The sequence below is a fragment of the Nonlabens sp. Asnod3-A02 genome, assembly GCF_045063755.1.
GTDB lineage: Bacteria > Bacteroidota > Bacteroidia > Flavobacteriales > Flavobacteriaceae > Nonlabens > Nonlabens xylanidelens.
Genome location: NZ_JBEFOC010000007.1, coordinates 306,308 through 329,246 on the forward strand (window position 1 = coordinate 306,308; position 22,939 = coordinate 329,246).

Sequence of the window (22,939 nt, forward strand, 5' to 3'; positions counted from 1 at the left end):
TTCTATGAAAAAAATAATATTTATTCTTTTTGCATTTATTTCTATTGCTACAAATGCACAAGATTTTCATGCATTGGTTTATTTTGTAGATAAACCTAATGTGGCGACGTCGTTAGCAAATCCGCAGAGTATACTGACTCAAAGATCTATAGATCGTAAAATGAGACATAACATTGCGATAGACGATCGTGATGTGCCTATGAATCAAATATATGTAGCACAAATTAAAAGTCAGCCAGGTATAAGTTATAAAGCCCAGTCTAAGTGGTTTAACTGTGTGCATGTAGTAGGTACTACGACAGCTATCGATGCACTGGCCAGTTTGCCTTTTGTTTCTAGTATAGATTATACAGACCCTACAAAAAGTGCGTCTGTAAGCAATCGTGATAAATTTGCAAACATGGTTACCACACCTCTGGTTTATGGTACAGCTAGAAATCAGATAGAAATGATAGGCCTAGATGATTTGCACAATACAGGTAACGCCGGTGCTGGAATGTTAATAGCAGTAACAGACTCTGGTTTTCCTAACGTAGACATAAATACAGGTTTTGCACAATTGCGCAACAATAATGGTATTAAAGGAACTTGGGATTTTGTACAACGAGATAATTCTATTTATGAAGATAACTTTCATGGCTCTAGAGTACTGAGTGTCATGGCAGGAAATGATCCTAATAATTTTGAAGGTACCGCACCAGACGCTGGTTATTACTTATTCCGTACAGAAGAAGGAGCACAAGAAACACCAGCAGAGATGTCCTACTGGGTGCAGGCTGCAGAGCGTGCCGATTCTCTAGGAGTAGATGTTATTAATGTTTCTTTGGGCTATTTAGGCTTTGATAACACGGCAGAAAGTCTCGATTACCAAGACATGAATGGTGTCACTTCTTTTATATCTCAAGGGACTAATGTTGCTTTTGAAAAAGGGATAATAGTAGTGACCAGTGCAGGTAATTCTGGTAACAGCACCACGCATCCTTATATTGCATCTCCTGCAGACGCTTTAGGAGCATTTGCCATAGGGTCTGTAACAGACACAAGAGCAAAATCTAGTTTCTCAAGCATAGGACCTACCGTAGACGGTCGCATACGTCCTGATATTGCAGCTCAAGGTAGCGCGACTGCGAGTATAGATGAGTCTGGTAATCTTGTGACCACTAGTGGTACATCGTTCAGTGCACCCATGATAAGCGGCGCGATGGCATGTCTCATGCAAGCATTTCCTAATCTCACACCGCAACAAATAATAGATGCCGTGCGTGCTAGTAGTGACCAGTCCTTATTGCCAGATAATTTATTAGGTTATGGAATTCCTGATTTTGGTGCAGCACAACAGACTTTAAGTTCTGCTAATTTTAATACACAAGATTTTAATTATTACATAAAAGATAAAACTCTGTTTTTTAATACTGCTCAAGGCGAAAACGTAACCTCTTTCCAGCTCTATAACTTGCAAGGGCAGCAGGTCATTAAAAAAGCGACAACACAAGATGGTTTTATAGATCTTAACCAAGTCTCTAGTGGATTGTATCTTTTTACTATAGATCAAAGTGATGTTACTTATAAAGTGGTGATTAGGTAATTGAATTAGTATTATTTAATGTGTTTTATTCATATTGAAGCCTTTTCTAAATTAAATATTAAGCTCTTAGCAAAGGGAAGACTGTAACTATTTAATCTTCCTTAAATTTGTAGCACAATCAAATTCAAGTAGCAAAATCTATGTCTCAAAACGCAATTACTCAGCTTTTCAAAATTAAATACCCTATTATTCAAGGTGGTATGATATGGGCAAGTGGTCATAAACTAGTCACTGCGGTAAGTAATGCTGGTGGGTTAGGATTAATAGGTGCAGGTTCTATGTATCCAGAAGTATTGAGAGAGCATATTCAAAAAACAAAAGCAGGGACAGATAAGCCTTTTGGGGTAAATGTTCCACTTCTTTATACAGATTTAGAGGAAATTCTTCAAATAATAATAGAAGAAAAAGTACCTATAGTTTTTACAAGTGCAGGAAATCCTAAAACCTACACAAAGCGTTTAAAAGATGCTGGAATAACCGTGGTTCATGTAGTAAGCTCTGTAAAATTTGCCTTAAAATCTCAAGAAGCTGGTGTGGACGCAGTAGTTGCCGAAGGTTTTGAAGCTGGTGGACATAATGGTAGAGAAGAGTCTACCACTTTGACACTTATACCGCAAGTAGCACAAGCTATTGATATTCCATTAATTGCTGCAGGTGGTATAGCCACTGGTCGTGGTATGCTAGCAGCCATGACTCTAGGGGCAGATGGTGTACAAGTAGGTAGTAGATTTGTTGCAACACATGAGGCGAGTAGTCATATCAATTTTAAAAATGCGGTGGTAGAGGCAGGTGAAGGAGCAACTCACTTAACCTTAAAAGAACTAGCACCAGTACGCTTAATACGTAACAAATTTTGGAACGATGTTCAAGAACTTTACAAAAAAGCGCCCACTCCAGAAGATTTAAAAGAGCTTTTAGGTAGAGCGAGAGCAAAAAAAGGAATGTTTGAAGGAGATTTAATTGAAGGAGAATTAGAAATAGGGCAAGTCTCTGGATTAATAAACGATATTATTCCTGCTGCACAAGTGGTGGTGGATATGGTTACAGAATTTGAAGAAGCTAGAAAAGAATTATCTAACCTTTCTTTAAATGGCTAGAATTCAAACAGCAATAGAAGAAAAGTGGAATGTAATTACTCATGGTTTTGGTTTTCTTTTATTCATAGCGATTACCATAGGCTTAATTTATCAGGCTAACTGGTCAGTAGATTACATGCTGCCAGCTATTCTTGTATATGTGTTATCTCAATTGTTTTTATATTTCTCTTCTACAGTTTATCATAAAGTAGAACCTGGTAAACTAAAGTTTAAACTGAGAAAATTAGATCATATCTCTATATATGGTTCTATTGCTGGTACCTACACACCAGTATGCCTTATTACTTTAGAACAATCTAGCGGCTGGTATATACTTGCTGCGGTTTGGGGAATTGCTGTATTTGGAATTATTTGGAAACTTTTCTTTACAGGTAAATTTGAGGCTTTTTCTAGCATTCTTTATCTAGTAATGGGCTGGATGATTGTCTTTGATTTGCAAACTTTAAGTGATGCTTTTACAGATTTACAAATGAATCTTCTAATTGCTGGTGGTGTTTTCTTTACCGTAGGAATCATTTTTTATGCGTGGAATAAGCTTTATTTTAATCATGTCATCTGGCATGTTTTTGTTTTAGGAGGTAGTCTTAGTCATGCCGCCATGGTATGGAGTATAGTACAAGGTAGATAAGCAGTACTTTGAGTTTCTTATTTATTTTCTTCATTGATTATTTATGTTAAAGTACTACTAAGACACATTATCTTAACGTCTTCTTATATAATTTTGAAGTCTCAATAGAAAGACGTGAAATACAGTACGCTGTTATTATTCTTATTTGCTAGTTTTCTTAATCTAGCCTCAACTGGTGATTCCTCATCATATGATGGTTTATTGAGTAATCTTGTTACTATACAACAAGAAGATCACGATTCTAAAGAAAAGATAGACGCTTATGAAGAAGTAGGTGAAGAAGAAGAGGTTAGTGAGAAAGATTCTACAGATACCGTTTCTAGCTTATTTCATTCCACCTCGAGTAATATTATTGCCGAAGTAAACTCTTTCAAAAAAGAAAATTTCACTACTAGAGAAGGTGTTTATTTAGTTTCTCAACAGAATTTGTATCTCATTTACGAAGATATTAGAGTCTAGTACCATCAATTAATCACAGACCTCACCATCAGAGGTGTTTTTATAGACAGCCCTTTGCTGTTCCTATCTGTGATTCCGATACTCAGTTTAATTTATTTTGGTTACCAGTAAGTTATGAAAGTTTTTTGCTTTCTATACACTGCTATGTCTTGAATTAAACTCACTCAATTTATCTATCAATTAATACATCATTCCGTTGAAAAAAATCATTCCTTTTATAGTAATGGCCTTACTTGTTGTGAGTTGCCAGCACAAAGAAGAAAAACATAAATCCATCCCTACTCTAAGAGTAACAAATCTAATTTTAAAAGATACTACCATAACTAGAAAGTATGTGAGTCAAATCCATGCGATGCGTCATATCGAGTTAAGAGCCTTAGAACGAGGTTATCTTCAAAAAATATATGTCGATGAAGGACAGAAAGTAGAAAAAGGGCAGACCATGTTTGCTATAAATGCAAATGTCTACAAAGCCGAACTTCAAAAATCAAAGTCTGAAGCAAGAGCTGCAGAAATAGAATATGATAACACAAAAATGTTATCTGATAAAAATGTAGTTTCTAAAAATGAACTAGCACTCGCCGAAGCTAGACTAGCAAAAGCAAATGCGGAAGTTCGTATGGCGCAAACACATTTAAATTTCACCACTATTCACGCTCCTTTTACTGGGATTATGGATCATCTAGAAGCAAGAGAAGGTAGCCTACTTGAAGAAGGTGAATTGCTTACTAAAATATCTGACAATAGTAAGATGTGGGTATACTTTAATGTTCCTGAGTCTGAGTATATTAATTATGTAACGGATACCACGACACACGCTTCTAGTGTTCAATTACAAATGGCAAATTCGGCTATTTTTAACCATAAAGGAAAAGTAGAAACTATAGAAGGTGAGTTTAATCACGAGACTGGTAACATTGAGTTTAGAGCTACATTTCCTAATCCAGAAAGTCTTTTAAGACATGGACAGACTGGGAACATATTGATGAATATACCGTTCAAGAATGCTAAAATAATTCCTCAAAAAGCAACATTCGAGATTCTTGATAAAAAGTACGTTTTCGTCGTGAACGATAAAGACGAAGTAGAACAACGTCAAATCAACATCTTAGAAGAATTGCCTTATCTGTATATCGTAAAAGACGGTATAGATAGCAACGACCGCATTTTAATTGATGGATTAAGAAAAGTGCGTAATGGGCAAAAAATCAATGCAGACTTCATAGAACCAAAAACAGTACTAGCAGACTTAAAGCTAGTAGCTGAATAACCGGTTTCAAAAAATAATAAGATGTTTAAAAATTTTATAAAAAGACCAGTACTGGCCATAGTAGTCTCGTTGATTATTATGATTATCGGTGGATTATCGATTAAGAGTCTTCCTATTTCACAGTTTCCAGAAATAGCCCCACCACGTGTACTTATTACTGTAGCCTATCCAGGTTCTAGTGCTGAGGTACTTACTAATACGACACTTATACCGCTAGAAAGAGCCATAAATGGTGTACAAGGAATGAAATATATCGTGTCTGACGCAACTAGTGCAGGAGAGGCTACTATTCAAATAATCTTTGAATTAGGTGAAGATCCTAACGTAGCGGTGGTTAACGTAAAAAACCGTGTAGATCAGGTTATCAATAAATTACCACCACTAGTACAACTAGAAGGTGTAGTAGTTTCTAGGGTACAACCTAGTATGTTGATGTACGTAAATCTCTTCAGTAAAAACAAAAATGACGATGAAAAGTTTTTGTACAACTATGCAAATGCAAATGTGATTCCTGAAATAAAAAGGGTAAACGGTATTTCTAGTGCAAAGATTCTAGGTAGTCGACAGTATGCGATGCGTTTATGGTTAAAACCAGATCGCATGCGAGCATATAATGTTTCTACAGAAGAGATCATGGAAGCCATTAATGAGCAAAGTGTTATCGGTAGACCAGGGCGATTAGGTCGTAGTTCTGGTCAGGAAGCACAATCATTAGAATATGTACTAGTTTACAAAGGAAGGTACAATAAGCCAGAAGAATATGAAGATATAATTATAAAAGCAAGTCCTGATGGTGAGATATTAAGACTGAAAGATCTTGCACGAGTAGAATTAGGAAGTGAATTCTTTGATATTTATTCTAATAAAGATGGATATCCATCTGCGGCGATAGTTTTAAAGCAATCATATGGTAGTAATGCCAGTGATGTTATCGAGCAGATTAAAGAAAAAATGGAAACAATGAAGCAGGATTTTCCTGCAGGTATGGAATATGAAGTGAGTTATGATGTTTCTAATTTCTTAGACGCTTCTATTGAAAAAGTAATACACACATTAGGAGAGGCTTTCATCTTAGTATCTCTAGTTGTATTTCTATTTTTAGGAGACTGGCGTTCTACATTAATACCAGTTCTTGCAGTTCCTATATCATTGATAGGAGCATTTTTTGTAATGCAAATGTTTGGTTTAACAATTAACTTAATCACATTGTTTGCGTTAGTTCTTGCTATAGGAATTGTGGTTGATGATGCCATAGTTGTGGTAGAGGCAGTGCATGCAAAAATGGAAGAAGTACCTGGTATTTCTCCATATAAAGCTGCGCAGCAAGTTCTAGGTGAGATAGGTGGTGCAATTGTAGCCATTACTTTGCTTATGGTAGCTGTATTTGTGCCGGTAGCATTTATGAGTGGTCCTGTAGGTGTGTTTTATAGACAGTTTGCTATTACTATGGCTTCGGCAATTACTTTATCTGCAGTGGTTGCACTTACTTTAACACCAGTGTTGTGTGCAATGATTTTAAAAAACAATCATGGTAAGAAAAAGCGTAAAACACCTATTACCTATTTATTAGACGGTTTCAATAATTTATTTGAAAAACTAACCGGTCGATATACTAATGTTTTAGAGAAAATAGTCTCAAGACGTTTATTAACTATTGTAGTCTTAGGAGCTTTTATTGCCGCTACATTCTTTGTAAATAAAACACTTCCTGCAGGGTTTATACCTAATGAAGATCAAGGGATGATTTATGCTATTGTGCAAACACCACCAGGGTCTACACTAGAAGAAACTAATAAAGTTTCTAGACAGTTACAAGCCATAGCCGAAGAGATAGATGGAATCAAATCTGTCTCATCCCTTGCAGGTTATGAGATCTTAACTGAAGGACGTGGCTCTAATGCTGGTACTTGTTTGATCAATTTAAAAGACTGGTCAGATAGAGAGCATTCTGTACACGAGATTATTGAACAGCTAGAAGAGGAAACTGAAAAGATGGGTGCGGTCATTGAGTTTTTTGAGCCGCCTGCAGTACCAGGTTATGGAGCAGCTGGCGGTCTAGCCTTACGTTTAATAGATCAAAACAATGAAACAGATTACCAAGAGTTTGATAAAATCAATCAAGATTTTATGGATGCACTAGGTAAAAGAGAAGAGTTAAGTGGTCTATTTACCTTTTATGCAGCAAATTATCCCCAATATGAGTTAGAGATAGATAACGCTCTTGCTATGCAAAAAGGAGTTTCTATAGGTGTTGCAATGGAAAACTTAAACATTCTAATAGGTAGTACCTATGAACAAGGTTTTACAAGATTCAATAACTTTTTCAAAGTATATACTCAAGCTGGTCCAGAATACAGAAGATATCCTAGCGACATACTGGATTATTATGTAAAGAATGATGTAGGTGAAATGGTGCCTTATTCTGCATTTATGAAATTGAATAAGAAACAAGGACCTAATGAAGTTACTAGGTATAACCTATACAACTCTGCAGCGATAAGAGGTAACCCTGCAAAAGGTTTTACTACAGATGATGCGATAAAAGCCGTTCAAGAAGTAGCAAAAGAAACCCTGCCTAGAGGTTATGATATCGCATGGGAAGGACTTTCCTTTGACGAGGCTAGAAGAGGTAATGAAGCGATTATCATTTTTGGTATCGTGTTGATATTTGTTTATTTCGTTCTTGCTGCACAGTATGAGAGTTTTATACTGCCACTAGCAGTAATTCTATCCTTACCAGTAGGTATTTTCGGTTCTTTCTTTTTATTGAAAATTCTAGGTTTGGCAAACGATATATATGCACAAGTAGGTCTGGTCATGCTGGTAGGACTGCTGGGTAAAAATGCCGTCTTAATTATAGAATATGCTGTACAGAAACGTAATCAAGGCATGTCCATAAGAGAGGCAGCTATAGAAGGAGCAAAGGTTCGTTTCCGTCCTATTTTAATGACATCGTTTGCTTTTATCGCAGGACTTATACCTCTAGTAATAGCTAGTGGAGCAGGTGCTGTAGGTAACCGTACCATAGGAACATCTGCCATGGGTGGTATGTTATTCGGTACCGTATTCGGTGTTCTAGTAATTCCTGGACTGTATTACATATTTGCAACTATAGCAGATAAACGTTCTATGATTAAGGACGAAGATTTTGAACCATTAACGGAAGAGTATAACTACAACGATCAGAAAAATGAAGACTAATTCGATAATAAAAGCCCTAGTCGCTGTACTGATTTTACTATTAGTGCACTCTTGTGCATTACCTAAAGTGACTCAAAAAGATCCCAATAAGAATCTACCGACTACATATCAAAATGAAGTCACAGATTCTGTAAACTCTGCAAAGGCAGACTGGAAAACCTTCTTTGAAGACCCTGCTTTAACAAACCTTATTGATGAGGCTGTTGTGAATAATAAAGAAGTAAACATCATGCTCCAAAAGATCATGATGTCTCAAAATGAGATTCAGACTAGAAAAGGAGAGTACCTACCATTTGTAAACCTAGGCGCAGGAGCTGAGGTAGAAAAAGTGGGTCGATACACTCGCAATGGTGCCGTAGAAGAAAATTTAAACATAAGAGATGGAAAAGCATTTCCAGATCCATTAGGTGATTTTAAATTAGGAGCTACTGCATCATGGGAACTAGATATTTGGAAAAAACTTAGAAATGCAAAAAAAGCTGCTGTTCTAGAATATCTAGCCACTACAGAAGGTAAAAACCTACTGGTAACTAATCTTGTTTCTGAAGTAGCACGTTCTTATTATGAACTCGTTGCACTTGATAATGAATTACAAAATTTGAATCAGAATATCGAAATTCAGGAAAATGCACTAGAAGTGGTTAAACTTTTAAAAGAAGGTGCACGTACCACATCACTAGCAGTAAAACGTTTTCAGGCAGAGGTGCAAAAGAACAAAAGTGAAGTATATCTCGTAAAACAAGAAATGCGTGAGACAGAAAATGAAATCAATTTTCTACTAGGTCGCACACCGCAACCTATCGTTAGAAATGCGACAGATTTTATAGACCTAGTTCCTAAAATTGTACAAACTGGTATCCCGTCACAATTGTTGCAAAACAGACCAGATGTACGTCAGGCAGAATTAGAACTAGCCGCAAGTCGCTTAAACATTAAAGTTGCTAAGGCAGATTTCTATCCATCCATAGGTATCAAAGCTGGTGTAGGTTTTAATGCTTTTAATCCTAAGTTTTTATTAAACACACCAGAGTCTCTCTTATACTCTGCAGCGGCAGACATTATGGCGCCGTTAGTAAATAGAAATGCTATTAAAGCAGCGTACAAAAATGCAAATTCCCGACAGATACAGGCCGCATTTGAGTATGAGCAGCAACTTTTAAATGCTTATAAAGAAGTTGCAAATCAAGTTTCTAATCTAGATTATCTCGTTAAAAGTTATAATTTAAAAGAGCAACAAGTGCAGTCATTAACAGAATCCATAGAGATAGCAAACCAGCTATTTCAATATGCGAGAGCAGATTATATGGAGGTGCTTTTAACGCAACGTGATGCATTAGAGGCTCGCAAGGAATTGATCCATACTAAAAAAGAGCAAATGATAGCAACTGTAGATCTTTATAAAGCACTAGGTGGTGGCTGGCGTTAAATTATGAGTAAGATTATTTGATTGGAGTGATTAGAAATGGGTAATGTGGATGGCGTTACCCATTTCTTTTTTAGGTAGAAATAGCTTGTTTATAATTCCGCTTTCGCGAAAGCGAGACAAAAACAATCTATCGGTAATTTGCTCCGTCGACACTTAACGGTCATTCGTCGACACTAAAATGGGTATTGATCTAACTTTATCCAAAAAATGTATAATTTATGATCATATTTGGCGATACTCTAAAATAGAACTGTTGGAAAATATAAAGCTTAAAATTCTTCTTATTGAAGATGATGCTATAGAAGTAATGAAATTAAAACGAGCAATAAAGAAACTTGAGTTGAGTCATGAACTTATAGAAGCAAAGAATGGAGAAGAAGCACTTGTTATATTGAGAGATGATAAAGTGATTCCAGATGTGATTTTTCTAGATCTCAATATGCCTAAGATAAATGGGCTTGAATTTTTAAGAATACTTAGAAAGGATGATGTATTAAAATACATACCTACAGTCATGTTAACTACTTCTAATAATCGTAAAGATGTACTTGCATGTTATGAAACAGGTGTTGCTGGTTATATAATAAAACCACTCAAATATGACGATTACGTAAAGAAAATTGAGATAGCTTTACAGTACTGGAGTATGAATGAATTAATTAAGGCATAATGAAAGGAATAGTTTTTACAGAATTTTTAGAATTAGTAGAAGAGAAATTTGGCTTTGAAATGGTAGATACCATACTTAGTAATGCCGATTTGCCTTCTAACGGCGTGTACACTGCTGTAGGAACTTATAGTTTTTCAGAGATGTTAAGTCTGTTGACCAATTTGAATAAAGAAACAGGAGTACCGATAAACGACTTGCTTTTTGTTTATGGAGAACATTTTTTTAGTGTAGTAGAAAAGAGTTATCCTACCTTTTTAGAAGAATTTACTGACCCAATAGAAATGCTATCTTCTATAGAAAATCATATACACGTAGAGGTGCGCAAGATATACCCTGATGCAGAACTGCCTACTTTTACCGTGGTAGAAAAAACTGAAAATACACTAGTGATGATTTATAAATCGAGTAGAGCGATGTCTTCATTCGGTAAAGGACTTATGAATAAAACTCTAGAGCATTTTAATGCTAAAGCGAGTATATTAGTAGAGAACATTAAAGAAAATGGTACAGAGGTAAAATTCAGTATTGAAATTCATGGCAGAGGATAAACTTAAAATGTATGAACGAGCCATCGCTCGTGAAAAAGCTGCTCGTAAAGAAGCAGAGCGCATTCTAGAAGAAAAATCTAGAGAGCTATATTTTAAGTCCAAAGAATTAAAAGTTTCTAATAAAAAATTAGAAGAACTGGTAGAAGCAAAAACTTCAGAACTTAAAGGGGTTTTTGAAAATATAGTGGACGCTTATGTAGTAATGGACATTCCTGGTAATGTTCTTAAAATGAATGAAGCTGCAGAAAAACTATTAGGTTACACTGTTGATGATAAAATAAATTTATTAAACCTTGTCATTCCTGAAGAACATGAAAGACTAGCAGAAAGCTTTCAACAACTTTATAAAAATGGCTCTATAACAGATTTTAATATTAAAATCTCTATAGCAAATGGTGCTATACGTCTCGTACATGTTAATGCTAGTATGATCTATGATAGCGATAATAGACCTATTGCCGCACAAGGAATAGTTAGAGATATTACAGAGTTAAGAAGTCTAGAATTACAAAAACAAAGTCTTCTTAAGAAACTAGAAAAGAGTAATGATGAGCTGCAAGAATATGCACATGTGGTATCTCATGATTTAAAGTCACCATTGCGCAGTATAAATGCATTGATAAGTTGGATTAAAGATGATAATGAAGGAAAGCTGTCTCCAGACACGTTAACTAACTTTGACATGATAGAGGCTACTCTAGAAAAAATGGAGCAACTTATATCAGATGTTTTAGAATACTCGAGTATTGTGGGTGATACTAGTTCACTTACTAATGTAGATTTAAACATTGTCATGGACGACATAATTACCTTGCTACACTTTCCTGAGCATATACATTGTACGGTTGTAAAACCACTTCCTACTATTAGGGTAGATCGAGTTAAAATCCAGCAATTGTTTCAAAACTTGATAAGCAATGCCGTTAATTATAGCGATAAAAATAAAGGTCTTATAGAAATAGACTTTGAAGAAGGAGACAAAAAATACACCTTTTCTGTTAAAGATAATGGTATGGGTATAGATAAAGAATACCATCAAAAGATTTTTCAGATTTTCCAATCTCTCAATAAAAGAGAAGAGTCTACCGGTATAGGATTATCAATTGTAAAGAAAATTGTTGATTTATATAATGGACGTATCTGGTTAGAAAGCACTTTAGGTAAAGGCACAACTTTCTTTTTTACCATAGAAAAATAAAATTATGAAGACACTACAGTTACAGAAGGCTAAAGGGAAAGATTGGGAATACCTGAGTGAGAAAATAAAGCTTAAAAAGCCACTAGTTCTTATTTTAGGAAATAGATTTATGCTAGAGGATCAAGACATTTATAATGAATTAAAATCTTTATTTCCTGATGGACATTTAGTTTTCGGTTCTTCTTGTGGAGAGCTGGTAGGTAGTAAAGTGAATGATCAACACATTACGGTAACAGCTATTGAATTTGAACGCACAACATTTGAGGTTCAAACTTTTAATATACAAGAAAGTAAAGGTGATAGTGAGATTGCAGGAAAGGAAGTAGTAAGTAAACTTAATCCAGAAGGGCTTAAGCACATATTTGTAATATCAGAAGGTAGTTCTGTAAATGGATCTGCTCTTACAAAAGGGATGCAAGAAACCTTACCCAAGGTTTTAATTACTGGTGGGCTTTGTGGTGACGACGCTCGTTTTGAAAAAACACTTGCTTCTTATAACGAGGCACCTAAAGAAGGAGAGATTATTGTCATCGGTTTTTATGGAGATAGTTTTGAGGCTTCTTTTTCTATTTATGGAGGCTGGACACCATTTGGCCCAGAGAGACTAGTCACAAAATCAGAAGGAAATGTACTTTATGAAATAGATGGAAAACCAGCACTAGATCTATACAAAACCTACCTAGGTGAGAAGGCAAAAGATTTACCAGCGTCTGCACTTATATATCCATTAAACGTAAAAAGTGAAGAGAATGAACAGTCATTTGTCCGTACCATTCTCAATATAGACGAAGAAAAAAACGCCATGATTCTAGCAGGAGATGTACCTATTAATTCTTCTGTACAATTAATGATGACTAATATGGATAGTATAGCCGCAGCGTCAGAAACTGCAGCCATAAGAGCCATGGAAGGAAGAAATGAATCTCCACAGTTAGCATTTCTAATAAGTTGTATAGGTCGTAAACTAGTTCTAGATCAAAGAATAGAAGAAGAAATAGAAGAAGTGCGTGGTATAATAGGAGAAGATGTGGTAGTAAGTGGTATGTATTCTTATGGAGAAATAGCACCCTTTTATGGAGAACGCAGCTGTAAACTACACAACCAGACCATGACTATAACTTTAATAAGTGAATAAATGAATCCACTGTTAAATAGACAAATACGTAAGTACCTGCCAGACGATGTTAAGGATAGGGAAGATGTTCAGGACTTTTTAAAATCTGTAGCAGCTTCTTATGAAAATCTAGATGACCAGTTTAAAATGACTCAAAGAGCTATGAAAATAAGTTCTGACGAGTTGTTTGAAGCTAATAAATCCCTAAGGGAGGAAACACGACAACAGCGTAGTTTACTCTTAAGGTTGCAGACCGTAATTAATACAGTACAACCAGAAAGTAGTGATGGTGATAAGGAGAGTTATTCTATAAATGGAAGTAAAAACATTGCAGAATATATAAGCGAGCAGGCAGAGCAGTTGATTAAAGTCAATAAAAATCAAGAGAAATTACTGGAAGAACTAGCACTTCAAAATCAAGAGTTAAACGATTATGCACACATAGTATCACATGATCTTAAATCCCCATTAAGAAGTATAGAAGCACTAGTAAGCTGGCTTAAAGAAGAATATAGTTCTAATTTTACAGATGAAGGTAGAGGATATTGTGCGCTTATAGTGGCAAACGTTGAAAAAATGGATGCTCTTATTTCTGGTATTCTAGAATACTCTTCTATAGATAAAGATACTCGAGTACAGCGAGATATAAACCTAGACTTATTAGTTCAAGAAACGGTAGAATTACTACATATACCAGAACATATAAAGGTGAAAATACACCATTTACCTATTGTAAAAGGAGATCAAATTAAATTACAACAGGTATTCCAGAATCTTATTGATAATGCAGTAAGTAATATGGATAAAGAAAATGGGCGCATAGATATTATTTCTAGAGAATTAGATACAAAATACCAGTTTGAGATTAAGGATAACGGTAAAGGAATAAATGCGGCATACTTTGATAAAATTTTTCAAATTTTTCAAAAGCTAGAAAATGATTCTAAAAGCACCGGTATAGGACTCTCCATCGTAAAGAAAATTATTAACTACTATGACGGTGAAATATGGCTGGATAGCGAGCTAGGAAAAGGGACATCGTTTTTCTTCACATTACCTAAATCATAATATTATGGAACAACCTAATTTGAGTTATATCAACGATCTTGCTGCAGGAGATGAGTCTTTTAAGAATAAACTTATTGAGGTGGTAAAGGATGAACTACCGGTAGAAATAGAAATTTACCATAGTAATATGAATAGTTCCGCTTTCGCGAAAGCGGCAGAAAACGTACATAAATTAAAACACAAACTAGGAATTTTAGGACTAGTAGATGGGTATGAAACTGCTATTGCTTATGAAGAACAATTGAAATTAGGGAAGAGCAGTCTTAAAACTGAATTTGAATCCATACTTGTTGCATGTAATCATTTTATAAATGATTTATAATATGTAAATTGCTCTATAACCAAAACCTAGAACCTTTTGAATTGTATAATAATTGATGACGAAGCGGCTGCGAGAACTATAGTGGCACACCTGTGCAGTCAGGTAGATAATCTAGATGTTATTGAAGAATTTCCTAATGCCATAAGTGCAATGAAATTTCTTAATAAAAATGATATTGATCTTATATTTCTAGATCTTCATATGCCAGATTTTAGCGGATTTGATTTTATTGAGACACTCAAAAATCCACCTAAAATAGTACTTACTACGTCAGATAAAAACTTTGCTATAGAGGCTTTTGGTTACGACTGTATTGTTGATTATTTACTAAAGCCTATTACTTTTCCTCGTTTTTTAAAATCAGTTCAAAAAGCTCAAAAAGAGAAGGTTGCACCTCGTGTTGCGGCAGCACCAGCAGCTCCTGTTGTAAAAGAATCTACCGCACTAGTGGAAAAAGAACTGTATGTGAATATAGATCGCAGGCTGGTTAAGATACTTTTTGAAGATATTTATTTGATAGAAGCCAAAGGGGATTATATACTCATTAAAACAGAAAAGAAAAATTATACGGTTCATTCTACATTAAAGAAAATAGTAGAAAAATTACCGGACTCCTTATTCTTAAAAGTTCACAGATCTTACATTATTAATTTCAAGAAAATAATAGATATAGAAGATAATAGTGTGCTTATAGCAAAGAATGTTATTCCTATAAGTAGGTCTAATAGACCAGAATTAATGCGCAGACTTAACTTATTGTAAATAGGTTAACTAGCTAGAACGACCATTCGTCGACAGTAAAAAGGTACTAATCGTTTTAAAAATTTTAAGACGATGTAGCAGATTAAATTTGGCTTATAAATCAATAGGTCATGAAAAAAATTACTTTACTCTTAGCATTAATTTGCAGTACAATAGCGCTTTCTCAGAATTATCAATATCTAGGAACATTTAGTTCTGATGGGACACCAGATTATCTAGAACCAGTCAATGATGTTATTACAGGTACATTATTAGAAACGGTTAATAATGCACTTCCTGAAAGTTATCCAGTTCCAGATTTTAATCCGCAATATTTATCTTCTGGATATGATACTGATATTGTTTTAGAGGCAGATGGAGATATCTGGGTAACCTTTGTAGGAGAAGGTGCCGGTTATAAAAATGTCTTAGGCTTTTATACCTATGATGCGACTGTAGCTGTTCATCCTGCACCTACACCTAGTGATGTAACTATTATTTTTCCTAACATATCAGCACAGTTTAGTGGTGGTGGACTTATACCTGGAAACAAAGTACATTTAGGTTCTTTTACAGCAGGAACAGGAATAGGATGGGTACTACTAGCAAATGGATATCAAAATAACCAGGTAACTCCAGGTTTGTGGCAACTTTATTCTAATGAAGATTACAATCCAGAAAATGATCCAACAATAAGACAGCATAATGTATTATTAAATGATTCAGAAAATGAACGTATCATTTTAGGTTTTGAAGATATACGACGCGATTATGCATCTTGTGATCAAGATTTTAATGATGCCATTTTTTACATCACTGCAAATCCATTTTCAGCTTTAAAAACAACTAATTTATCTGTTCCAGATTCAGGTCTTAAAACAGTTTCTTCTGGTAACGATGGTGGTTTAGAGAGCAATGGAGATCTAGCTGGTCTTATAGCCAAACGTAATTTGACTAGATTAAAAGAGAACAACAAAATGTCTCAAAAGTCGATGCAAAGATCTTTTTTAATGAAAAATGGAACCATACCTACTTCATTAGATGGTTATTTACCTAACTCTGGTAAGTTTAATACAGAAGTGGCTCAGTATTCTACACCTACCGACTTGATAGGTATTACAAATGCAAATGAAGTGCTGGCTGTGGATTATTACCTACAGGCAGATCGTGTATCTGCAGTTCTTGCTACATCTACCCAAAATGGGGTTTATGATCACTCTAAGGCTATTTGTGATCGATTAAATAAATCAGTTTTAGATGATGTTAGAACGGTAACAGCAAGAGGACACCAGTTATTAATATCGACTATCATACGTGATAATGGAGAAGTAGAATATGCCGTTAGTTTTTCTATTAAATTAGGAACTGCAGCAAATGAGGTATTTAGTTTTTGGAGTATAGATCGTTACCCTGCTGGTGATTATAACAACTATCAAGTTTGGGGAGGTTCTTATTCTCAAGTGTTCCATATAGTAAATCATATACTAGATGCATATACTGTTCAAAAAACATTGAATAGCGTCGCTTTAAGCAATGTAGTGCCACCAGTATTTGTACGTAGTGGTTATTATGAAGAAGGTAAATTGTATTTAGAAATCAATAACTCACAAGGATATCAAAGCTTATTTTTAAATACCAACCTTAAAGCAACAGAGGTAGCAAGCTTAGTTCCTTCTAATAGTATGTTGAGTTTAACAGGTAGCACTATAGAATCTATAGTAGTAGATACTGGTAGTATTTTTGACGCAGGAGTTTCTATAACACCTAATCAAAATGAACAAATAGATGCTTTATATCTGGCAGATGGACCATGGGGTAGAGACTATGTAGACGGTGAGGTTCTTATCAATACATTTGACGTTACCACTACAAATTCTTTTATGGAAAACGATGTTTATTATGTAGAAAGAAATCCATCGATACAAGGTCAGATCAAAGAAACATTAAACCTTTTCAGACATTTAAAAGCAGGCGATCAATTAGTGACAGTTTCAGATTATGACCAGATGTCATTTACGGTAAATAACTCTTTACCTATGGAGATTATTTTAATTACAAATGAAGATGTACTATGGGCAGACCGTTACCGTTACAACATACCTGCACATCTTACAGCAGCTGATTTACTTATTAATTTCTCTGACTTTTTGAATTCGTCAGGAGCATCTACTACTAGTGACCAATTAAGATCTGTTGTGTTTTCTGTAAGTGGAGATTATAGCACGTTTCAACCATTTAATTTAAGTATAAATGACTTAAAATTTAAATCAAGCAGCAATACACTAAGTCTTGATAATAATAGTCTATTAGAACAAGCAACGGTAAGTAACTACCCTAATCCATTTGTTAACAATACTAAATTTGAACTAGTAAATGAAAGTGATAAAGTAAGCATCACACTTTTTGATTTATCTGGTAGAGTAGTAGACGTTCAAAAAATACAAACTGGTCAAAACAACCGTACAGTAAGCTACTCAAAGCCGTCTTTAAAACCAGGAATATATATGTATAGAATCACAGACGAAAAAAACCAAAGCTACTCAGGTAGAGTTGTAAAGGAGTAAATTCTTTAAAAAATTATTAATGCTAAAACCATCACTTGAAAGAGTGATGGTTTTTTTGTGTTGGATCTGATTTCATTGAATAGTTGAGTGTGTGTAATTATTTTCTTGTTAAGAATGTTTTGTAATTTTATGTCAGTGTATTTGCTATTCTAAAATAGATAAGTAAACATATGTAAGTTATCTATCTATATGTCAAATGCGATTTTTAATAGTTTTCAATTTGATTATAAAGGGAGTTCTAATACCTGAGTTTACTATAGAGTCAGGAAAACTAATTAGATTATGTTTACCCAATTTTGACTCAAATGAAGTTGATCTGACTGGCGATTTCCGGTACAAATTATTAAATCACTTTGAGATAATACTACCTAAATCAAAACACTCAAAAGAACATACCAGAAGCGGAGTTTTCAACTTTACCAAATCTATTACTGTAGAGTAATACCTTAATAATACTATAAAAGTGGATGCTAAGTATGCTCAGAAGATAGCCGACTACTTAAAATTAGATGTACATGATAAGGTTAATCAACTACCTGTTGGAAAACGAAAAGCGCTGTCCATCAAATGTGATTTTGAAAAGTATGATCTTCTTGTTTTTGATTACTATGGAGTCAGTGCAGACCAAATTGAATACTTAGAGAATATGGTTGACGTAGAAATTGGCAAAGAAAAGTGTGCAATAGTTATAGATAGACTAGAGTTCAATCAAGAGATTGAGACTAATAAAAATATCACTCGCTTAGAAATATCCACGACATAAAAATACCGCCATCTCACTTTTATAAAGTAAAATAGCGGTACTATTAAATAAGCACTCGATTATATTAGAGGCTAGAATTTAAACAACTTTCCTTTAGTAACTTGTAGTCTAAGAGTAAAACCTACTTCAGTAAATTCAAATCCTGCTGCTGTTGCGCTTGCTATATTACTGTATTTGCCATAAGCACCAGCTTGTAATCTAGGAGAGAAACTGTAGATTAATTTTGCCTCAGCTCTTAGTAAAGTAGTAGCCTCGTCTTGTTCTACAAATTGATATCCACCAGCTACATTTGCTAGATATGTCCATTTACCACTGTTACCATTGAGATCTATAAAAGCCTCTGCAGCCTGATAGATACTAGGACTAAAATATTGATTAGGTAACTGCTCTTTATAACTTAAATACTGATAGTTTAAACCTGCCTTAATAGCTGGCGCTTTAGTAAATGTGTAATAAAGAGAAGTGAATAACAAGTTTCTAGAGTTACCATCTGTTTGTTGCGTATGCATTAAACCGGTGTACCAGCCTAAATTAAAAGTCGTACCCATATTATAATTAAGCATGTAATTATTTAAGAATATCTTCTCGTCTATAAGAGCAGCATTAAAATTTTGTAACTCACGACTGTAGCCTATCTCTAGATTTTGTAGAGCAAATGGTCTTGTTTTTAAGAACAAAGAACCATTTACATCTGTATAGCTATTCACGTCTGCATTTGCTTTTGTAAAACCTAGAGTGCTTTCTACCCATGTGTTATTTTTGATTCTGTATTTAGTACCTAATGAGATATTAGTATTATTTGCCATATTACCCAGTGTCATATTTTCTGTAGTTCTATAAGAGTAATTAAAGCTAGCCGTAAAACGATCTGAAAAAGGAACCGTAGCATTTATACTTGCTCCATAAGCTTCATTATCACCATTATCTCTAGTGTATGCAGCAGTTGTGTTTATCGTAGGACTTAATGAATTATCAATGGCTGCTATTAAAGACTTAGCATCTTTTTGCTCTGGATAATATTCTAGAGTTTTCTGAGCATAGGCATATGCTTTCTTTAAATTTCCCTGACCACGGTATGCATTTGCAATTCCTAAATTACCGCTGAAAGAGGTACTATCCTTTTCTAGAATAGCCTTATAGTAATCTATACCTTTATTTATTTTACCAGTATACATAGACATAGAAGCACTTAGAGCACTTATTCTATTACTAGATCCTAGTAGGTTAGTTAACGAGTCTATTGCAAGGGTTGCATTTTTATATTTCCCATTCCATATAAGCGCCTGTATATAACGCTCTTGAGTAGTCATGATTTTAAGTGAGTCGTTTTTGGCTAGTGTAGTAGCCTCTTTTGCATACTGAAGCGCTTCTTTATCCTTACTATCTAAGTGTGCAACTAGTGATAACCCTACTAGTGCATTACTACGGTCTTCTATTTTGTTATAAATATCGTTTGCTTTTTCAAAATCAGAACTGGTAATATAAACGTTTGCTAGCGCACTCATAGAGTCTGCATCGTTAGGGAAATCAACAAGATTTTCTTCTAGTAGACTTATAGAAGTAGGGTAGTCCTGTGCGGTTAATGATTGAGATGCTTTACCTAGTCTCATGTATTTTTTAGAAACCACTGCATTCTGGTTACCAGGTAAAATCTCTAGAGCTTTATTTACATATAATAAAGCTGCGTCATATTCTTTTAGATTAGATAGTGTGTTTGCATATCCTAGTGTTGCAGGAAAACTAGTGCTATCTTTTTTTACTAGGCCTTCATACATACCCTTAGCCTCGTTAAAATCTTCATTCCATAATAAGGACTCAGCATAATTCAGTAAAATCTCAAAATCATTAGGATAGGTAGCTTTAAGATCTGTAAAAAGTTCTTTAGCTTCTACCGTATGGCCATTAAGACCTAGAGCGCGACCATAACATAACCTAGCTGTCTTATTAGTAGGGTAATCATTAAGTACTTCTTCAAAAAAGGTTTGTGCTTCAGCATATTTACCAGTTTCTAAAAAACGGAAACCAGCATTCATATCCTGACCGTAGCACATCGTACTTACTAATAAAATTAAAAAGAGACCTAGATTTTTCATTGTTCGTTTATTTACACCTGCAAGTTATCACCACATACCACAGTTTTAATCTGCGGTTAATTGCAACTGGTCTACACTTTTTGTCGATTCAAAGACATTCCATTTCTACCTGCGACAGTTTACTACTAACAACACTTAAAAAGTGAGTTTTTTAGATAGCTTATAACTGCTCTATATAGTAGGTGTTTATACCGCTTTCGCGAAAGCGGAACACCACAAACCTCTAAAATTCTTTTAAAGAACGATACTTACCATTCGTCTACAGCATTTTTCATCTGGTCGAAATTGAGCGTTTTACACGCTATTGAGATCGCATATTTGTATCAGAATTTAAAAACAACACAGCTATGCAACTTACACTTATAAAGAATGACAACGCAATGAGAATCGTACATAACGGCAGAATGAGTTCAAAGAACTATCAATTAACCGTAGTACATAAAAGGGTAGATAAGCCTGTTATACAATTAATTGCTTCTACAATATAAAACTATGTTAGCCATTACTCAACGTTTAAGAAATAATATTACACAAGAGCAGCTTTTTATGCTCAGCGCATTTATAGTAAACGGCGGAAACTATTTTTATAACCTCATGTTAGGGCGTTATTTAGGACCCACTCAATTTGCAGATGCTGCTATTTTAATAACCTTATTATTAGTACTATCATTTATCGCGATGACTTTTCAATTAACCGTAACTAAGGTTACGGTAGAATTTGCTCCTGAGCAAAAAAAGAGTTTTATAGCAAAGATTTATAAGTATGCGATAGGTACTGGGCTTTTTTTAGGAATGATAACGGTAGGGTTTGCTGGAGGGCTTAAAGATATATTTCAGACACAATCTTCAGGTATGTTTGTCGCATTTGGTATGGCGATACCTTTATATTTTATAATGAGTATCAATCGAGGTGTTTTACAAGGGGAGAATAATTTTTTCCACCTATCGATTACCTATCAGACAGAAATGCTTTGCAGGTTGCTGCTTACTTTTTCATTACTTCTATTAGTAGACTTACCATCAGAATATGCTGTTTCTATAGCAATAGGTGTTTCTTTTATTGCAGGACTTTTTCCTTTGAGTAGAAATTCTAAGAATACAAGTCCAGCAATTATTATTTCTAAGACAGAACAAAAGAGAATTTTATTGTTTTTTATTCTTACTGCCTGTTATGAGCTTACTCAAATAGTATGTAATAACAGTGATATATTATTAGTAAAACATTATTTCCCATCTTATGATGCTGGCTTATATGCATCTCTAGCTCTAATAGGTAGAGTGGTTTATTTTGTAACATGGATGTTTGTTATGTTACTTCTTCCTAAGGTTCTTCAAAATCGTAAAGAAGGAAAAGATGCTGTGCCTGTACTTAAAAAGTTTGTAGGATATATTACAGCTCTTTCTTTAGTAATAGTAGGTTTTACATTTATTTTTCCAACTACAGCTGTGTATTTACTTTTTGGAGAAGATTATGTGAGCATTGCTCCCTTATTAGGATGGTATGCACTGGCAACTTCATTTTTTGCTTTGGCAAATATTTTTGCTTATTATTTTTTATCATTAGATCATTATAAGCCTATAGTAATAACAGCCATTTTTGGAGCACTACAAGTAGTGACTATTATATTATTTCATGATAGCCTTTTACAAGTTGTGATGGACCAAGTATATGTAATGGCAGGATTACTTATAGCACAACTTTGCTATTTCTCAAAAGAACAACACAGAGCAAAAAAAGCGTAAACGATAGTAAATGATCACTCGTCTACACTTAATGTCGATCTATCGTTATTTCTTAAAATCAAGGAATCTATGCTAGATATTTGCAGTGTAAACAAACAATAATAACATTTAAAACAAATATCATGGCTTTAGAAATCAACGAAATAGAAGGAGTACTTACACTAACAGGAACAGTTTCTAACACTCACGTTCAAGAGTTGTTAAACTTTATTTCTATAGTGGTAGAAACAGAAGATAAAGTAATTCTTAACCTATGTGGTTTAACAGAAGGAAAGGAACTTTTAATGGGTAGATTAAATGAAATGAAAAGAACAATAGCAGACGATAAGATGCTTTTGTTTTATGGAGCAAAGACTGAAAATGTTAGTCTTTTATTCCAACAAATTAATAATCCTATTTATCCTAATAGGCTAGCAGCATAATCCACTACAAAGATTCCACTCACTTTA

Annotated in this window: 20 protein-coding genes; 19 read left to right on the forward strand and 1 reads right to left on the reverse strand. The window is 34.5% G+C overall.

The genetic code is table 11. The features are described 5' to 3' along the window. Positions 1–4 precede the first annotated feature (4 nt). From ACJJVN_RS04695 to ACJJVN_RS04770, 16 genes are all read left to right on the forward strand, one after another. Positions 5–1,585: a S8 family serine peptidase gene (locus tag ACJJVN_RS04695; protein WP_405377298.1), complete on the forward strand. Its 1,581-nt coding sequence runs from the start codon at positions 5–7 to the stop codon at positions 1,583–1,585. Positions 1,586–1,725: 140 nt separating this feature from the next. Continuing rightward, positions 1,726–2,682 (forward strand): NAD(P)H-dependent flavin oxidoreductase, encoded by a 957-nt coding sequence (locus tag ACJJVN_RS04700; RefSeq protein WP_405369531.1) that lies wholly within the window; start codon positions 1,726–1,728, stop codon positions 2,680–2,682. After that, the gene (locus ACJJVN_RS04705) at positions 2,675–3,310 is read left to right on the forward strand and encodes a hemolysin III family protein (protein WP_405377299.1); all 636 of its coding nucleotides are present in this window, start codon (positions 2,675–2,677) and stop codon (positions 3,308–3,310) included. The genes ACJJVN_RS04700 and ACJJVN_RS04705 overlap by 8 nt, the downstream gene beginning before the upstream one ends. 114 nt (positions 3,311–3,424) lie before the next feature. Then, on the forward strand, positions 3,425–3,769 hold the full coding sequence (locus ACJJVN_RS04710; protein ID WP_104515485.1) for a hypothetical protein: 345 nt from the start codon (positions 3,425–3,427) through the stop codon (positions 3,767–3,769). Positions 3,770–3,965: 196 nt separating this feature from the next. Continuing rightward, positions 3,966–5,039 (forward strand): efflux RND transporter periplasmic adaptor subunit, encoded by a 1,074-nt coding sequence (locus tag ACJJVN_RS04715; RefSeq protein ID WP_405377300.1) that lies wholly within the window; start codon positions 3,966–3,968, stop codon positions 5,037–5,039. A 21-nt stretch (positions 5,040–5,060) separates the two neighbouring features. Next, positions 5,061–8,240, forward strand: coding sequence for an efflux RND transporter permease subunit (locus ACJJVN_RS04720; protein ID WP_405377301.1), 3,180 nt, complete (start codon positions 5,061–5,063; stop codon positions 8,238–8,240). Next, positions 8,230–9,666 (forward strand): TolC family protein, encoded by a 1,437-nt coding sequence (locus ACJJVN_RS04725; protein ID WP_405377302.1) that lies wholly within the window; start codon positions 8,230–8,232, stop codon positions 9,664–9,666. Before ACJJVN_RS04720 ends, ACJJVN_RS04725 begins: the two co-directional genes overlap by 11 nt. A gap of 253 nt (positions 9,667–9,919) precedes the next feature. Then, entirely contained in the window at positions 9,920–10,336 is a 417-nt protein-coding gene (locus tag ACJJVN_RS04730) for a response regulator (protein WP_405377303.1), read from the forward strand. Continuing rightward, positions 10,336–10,884, forward strand: a complete 549-nt coding sequence (locus ACJJVN_RS04735) for a heme NO-binding domain-containing protein (protein WP_104515481.1) — start codon at positions 10,336–10,338, stop codon at positions 10,882–10,884. The genes ACJJVN_RS04730 and ACJJVN_RS04735 overlap by 1 nt, the downstream gene beginning before the upstream one ends. Next, positions 10,871–12,082: an ATP-binding protein gene (locus tag ACJJVN_RS04740; protein ID WP_405377304.1), complete on the forward strand. Its 1,212-nt coding sequence runs from the start codon at positions 10,871–10,873 to the stop codon at positions 12,080–12,082. Before ACJJVN_RS04735 ends, ACJJVN_RS04740 begins: the two co-directional genes overlap by 14 nt. A gap of 4 nt (positions 12,083–12,086) precedes the next feature. Then, on the forward strand, positions 12,087–13,217 hold the full coding sequence (locus ACJJVN_RS04745) for an FIST signal transduction protein (protein WP_405369524.1): 1,131 nt from the start codon (positions 12,087–12,089) through the stop codon (positions 13,215–13,217). Further along, the gene (locus ACJJVN_RS04750) at positions 13,218–14,264 is read left to right on the forward strand and encodes an ATP-binding protein (RefSeq protein WP_405377305.1); all 1,047 of its coding nucleotides are present in this window, start codon (positions 13,218–13,220) and stop codon (positions 14,262–14,264) included. It abuts the gene before it with no gap. A gap of 4 nt (positions 14,265–14,268) precedes the next feature. Further along, positions 14,269–14,586: an Hpt domain-containing protein gene (locus ACJJVN_RS04755; protein WP_405369522.1), complete on the forward strand. Its 318-nt coding sequence runs from the start codon at positions 14,269–14,271 to the stop codon at positions 14,584–14,586. A 36-nt stretch (positions 14,587–14,622) separates the two neighbouring features. Next, positions 14,623–15,348: a LytR/AlgR family response regulator transcription factor gene (locus ACJJVN_RS04760; protein WP_405377306.1), complete on the forward strand. Its 726-nt coding sequence runs from the start codon at positions 14,623–14,625 to the stop codon at positions 15,346–15,348. Positions 15,349–15,458: 110 nt separating this feature from the next. Beyond that, positions 15,459–17,891, forward strand: coding sequence for a DUF4114 domain-containing protein (locus tag ACJJVN_RS04765; protein ID WP_405377307.1), 2,433 nt, complete (start codon positions 15,459–15,461; stop codon positions 17,889–17,891). A 463-nt stretch (positions 17,892–18,354) separates the two neighbouring features. Next, positions 18,355–18,654 carry a hypothetical protein gene (locus tag ACJJVN_RS04770; protein WP_405377308.1) on the forward strand — a complete coding sequence of 100 codons (300 nt, stop codon included), beginning with the start codon at positions 18,355–18,357 and terminating at the stop codon, positions 18,652–18,654. A 71-nt stretch (positions 18,655–18,725) separates the two neighbouring features. Here ACJJVN_RS04770 and ACJJVN_RS04775 read toward each other — a convergent pair whose 3' ends face one another. After that, on the reverse strand, positions 18,726–20,747 hold the full coding sequence (locus tag ACJJVN_RS04775) for a tetratricopeptide repeat protein (RefSeq protein WP_405369519.1): 2,022 nt from the start codon (positions 20,745–20,747) through the stop codon (positions 18,726–18,728). A gap of 347 nt (positions 20,748–21,094) precedes the next feature. On the opposite strand from ACJJVN_RS04775, the gene ACJJVN_RS04780 reads away from it, so the two are divergent. The 3 genes from ACJJVN_RS04780 (at position 21,095) to ACJJVN_RS04790 (ending at position 22,912) form a co-directional block, all read left to right on the forward strand. Further along, positions 21,095–21,235 (forward strand): hypothetical protein, encoded by a 141-nt coding sequence (locus ACJJVN_RS04780; protein WP_405377309.1) that lies wholly within the window; start codon positions 21,095–21,097, stop codon positions 21,233–21,235. A gap of 4 nt (positions 21,236–21,239) precedes the next feature. After that, positions 21,240–22,490 carry a sugar isomerase gene (locus ACJJVN_RS04785; protein ID WP_405377310.1) on the forward strand — a complete coding sequence of 417 codons (1,251 nt, stop codon included), beginning with the start codon at positions 21,240–21,242 and terminating at the stop codon, positions 22,488–22,490. A gap of 122 nt (positions 22,491–22,612) precedes the next feature. Further along, positions 22,613–22,912 carry a hypothetical protein gene (locus ACJJVN_RS04790; RefSeq protein ID WP_405377311.1) on the forward strand — a complete coding sequence of 100 codons (300 nt, stop codon included), beginning with the start codon at positions 22,613–22,615 and terminating at the stop codon, positions 22,910–22,912. Positions 22,913–22,939: the final 27 nt, after the last annotated feature.

Coding starts and splice junctions, on each gene's coding strand:
- ACJJVN_RS04695 (WP_405377298.1), top strand. CDS start 5: ATGAAAAAAATAATATTTATTCTTTTTGCATTTATTTCTATTGCTACA.
- ACJJVN_RS04700 (WP_405369531.1), top strand. CDS start 1,726: ATGTCTCAAAACGCAATTACTCAGCTTTTCAAAATTAAATACCCTATT.
- ACJJVN_RS04705 (WP_405377299.1), top strand. CDS start 2,675: ATGGCTAGAATTCAAACAGCAATAGAAGAAAAGTGGAATGTAATTACT.
- ACJJVN_RS04720 (WP_405377301.1), top strand. CDS start 5,061: ATGTTTAAAAATTTTATAAAAAGACCAGTACTGGCCATAGTAGTCTCG.
- ACJJVN_RS04725 (WP_405377302.1), top strand. CDS start 8,230: ATGAAGACTAATTCGATAATAAAAGCCCTAGTCGCTGTACTGATTTTA.
- ACJJVN_RS04735 (WP_104515481.1), top strand. CDS start 10,336: ATGAAAGGAATAGTTTTTACAGAATTTTTAGAATTAGTAGAAGAGAAA.
- ACJJVN_RS04740 (WP_405377304.1), top strand. CDS start 10,871: ATGGCAGAGGATAAACTTAAAATGTATGAACGAGCCATCGCTCGTGAA.
- ACJJVN_RS04745 (WP_405369524.1), top strand. CDS start 12,087: ATGAAGACACTACAGTTACAGAAGGCTAAAGGGAAAGATTGGGAATAC.
- ACJJVN_RS04750 (WP_405377305.1), top strand. CDS start 13,218: ATGAATCCACTGTTAAATAGACAAATACGTAAGTACCTGCCAGACGAT.
- ACJJVN_RS04755 (WP_405369522.1), top strand. CDS start 14,269: ATGGAACAACCTAATTTGAGTTATATCAACGATCTTGCTGCAGGAGAT.
- ACJJVN_RS04765 (WP_405377307.1), top strand. CDS start 15,459: ATGAAAAAAATTACTTTACTCTTAGCATTAATTTGCAGTACAATAGCG.
- ACJJVN_RS04775 (WP_405369519.1), bottom strand. CDS start 20,747: ATGAAAAATCTAGGTCTCTTTTTAATTTTATTAGTAAGTACGATGTGC.
- ACJJVN_RS04780 (WP_405377309.1), top strand. CDS start 21,095: ATGCAACTTACACTTATAAAGAATGACAACGCAATGAGAATCGTACAT.
- ACJJVN_RS04785 (WP_405377310.1), top strand. CDS start 21,240: ATGTTAGCCATTACTCAACGTTTAAGAAATAATATTACACAAGAGCAG.
- ACJJVN_RS04790 (WP_405377311.1), top strand. CDS start 22,613: ATGGCTTTAGAAATCAACGAAATAGAAGGAGTACTTACACTAACAGGA.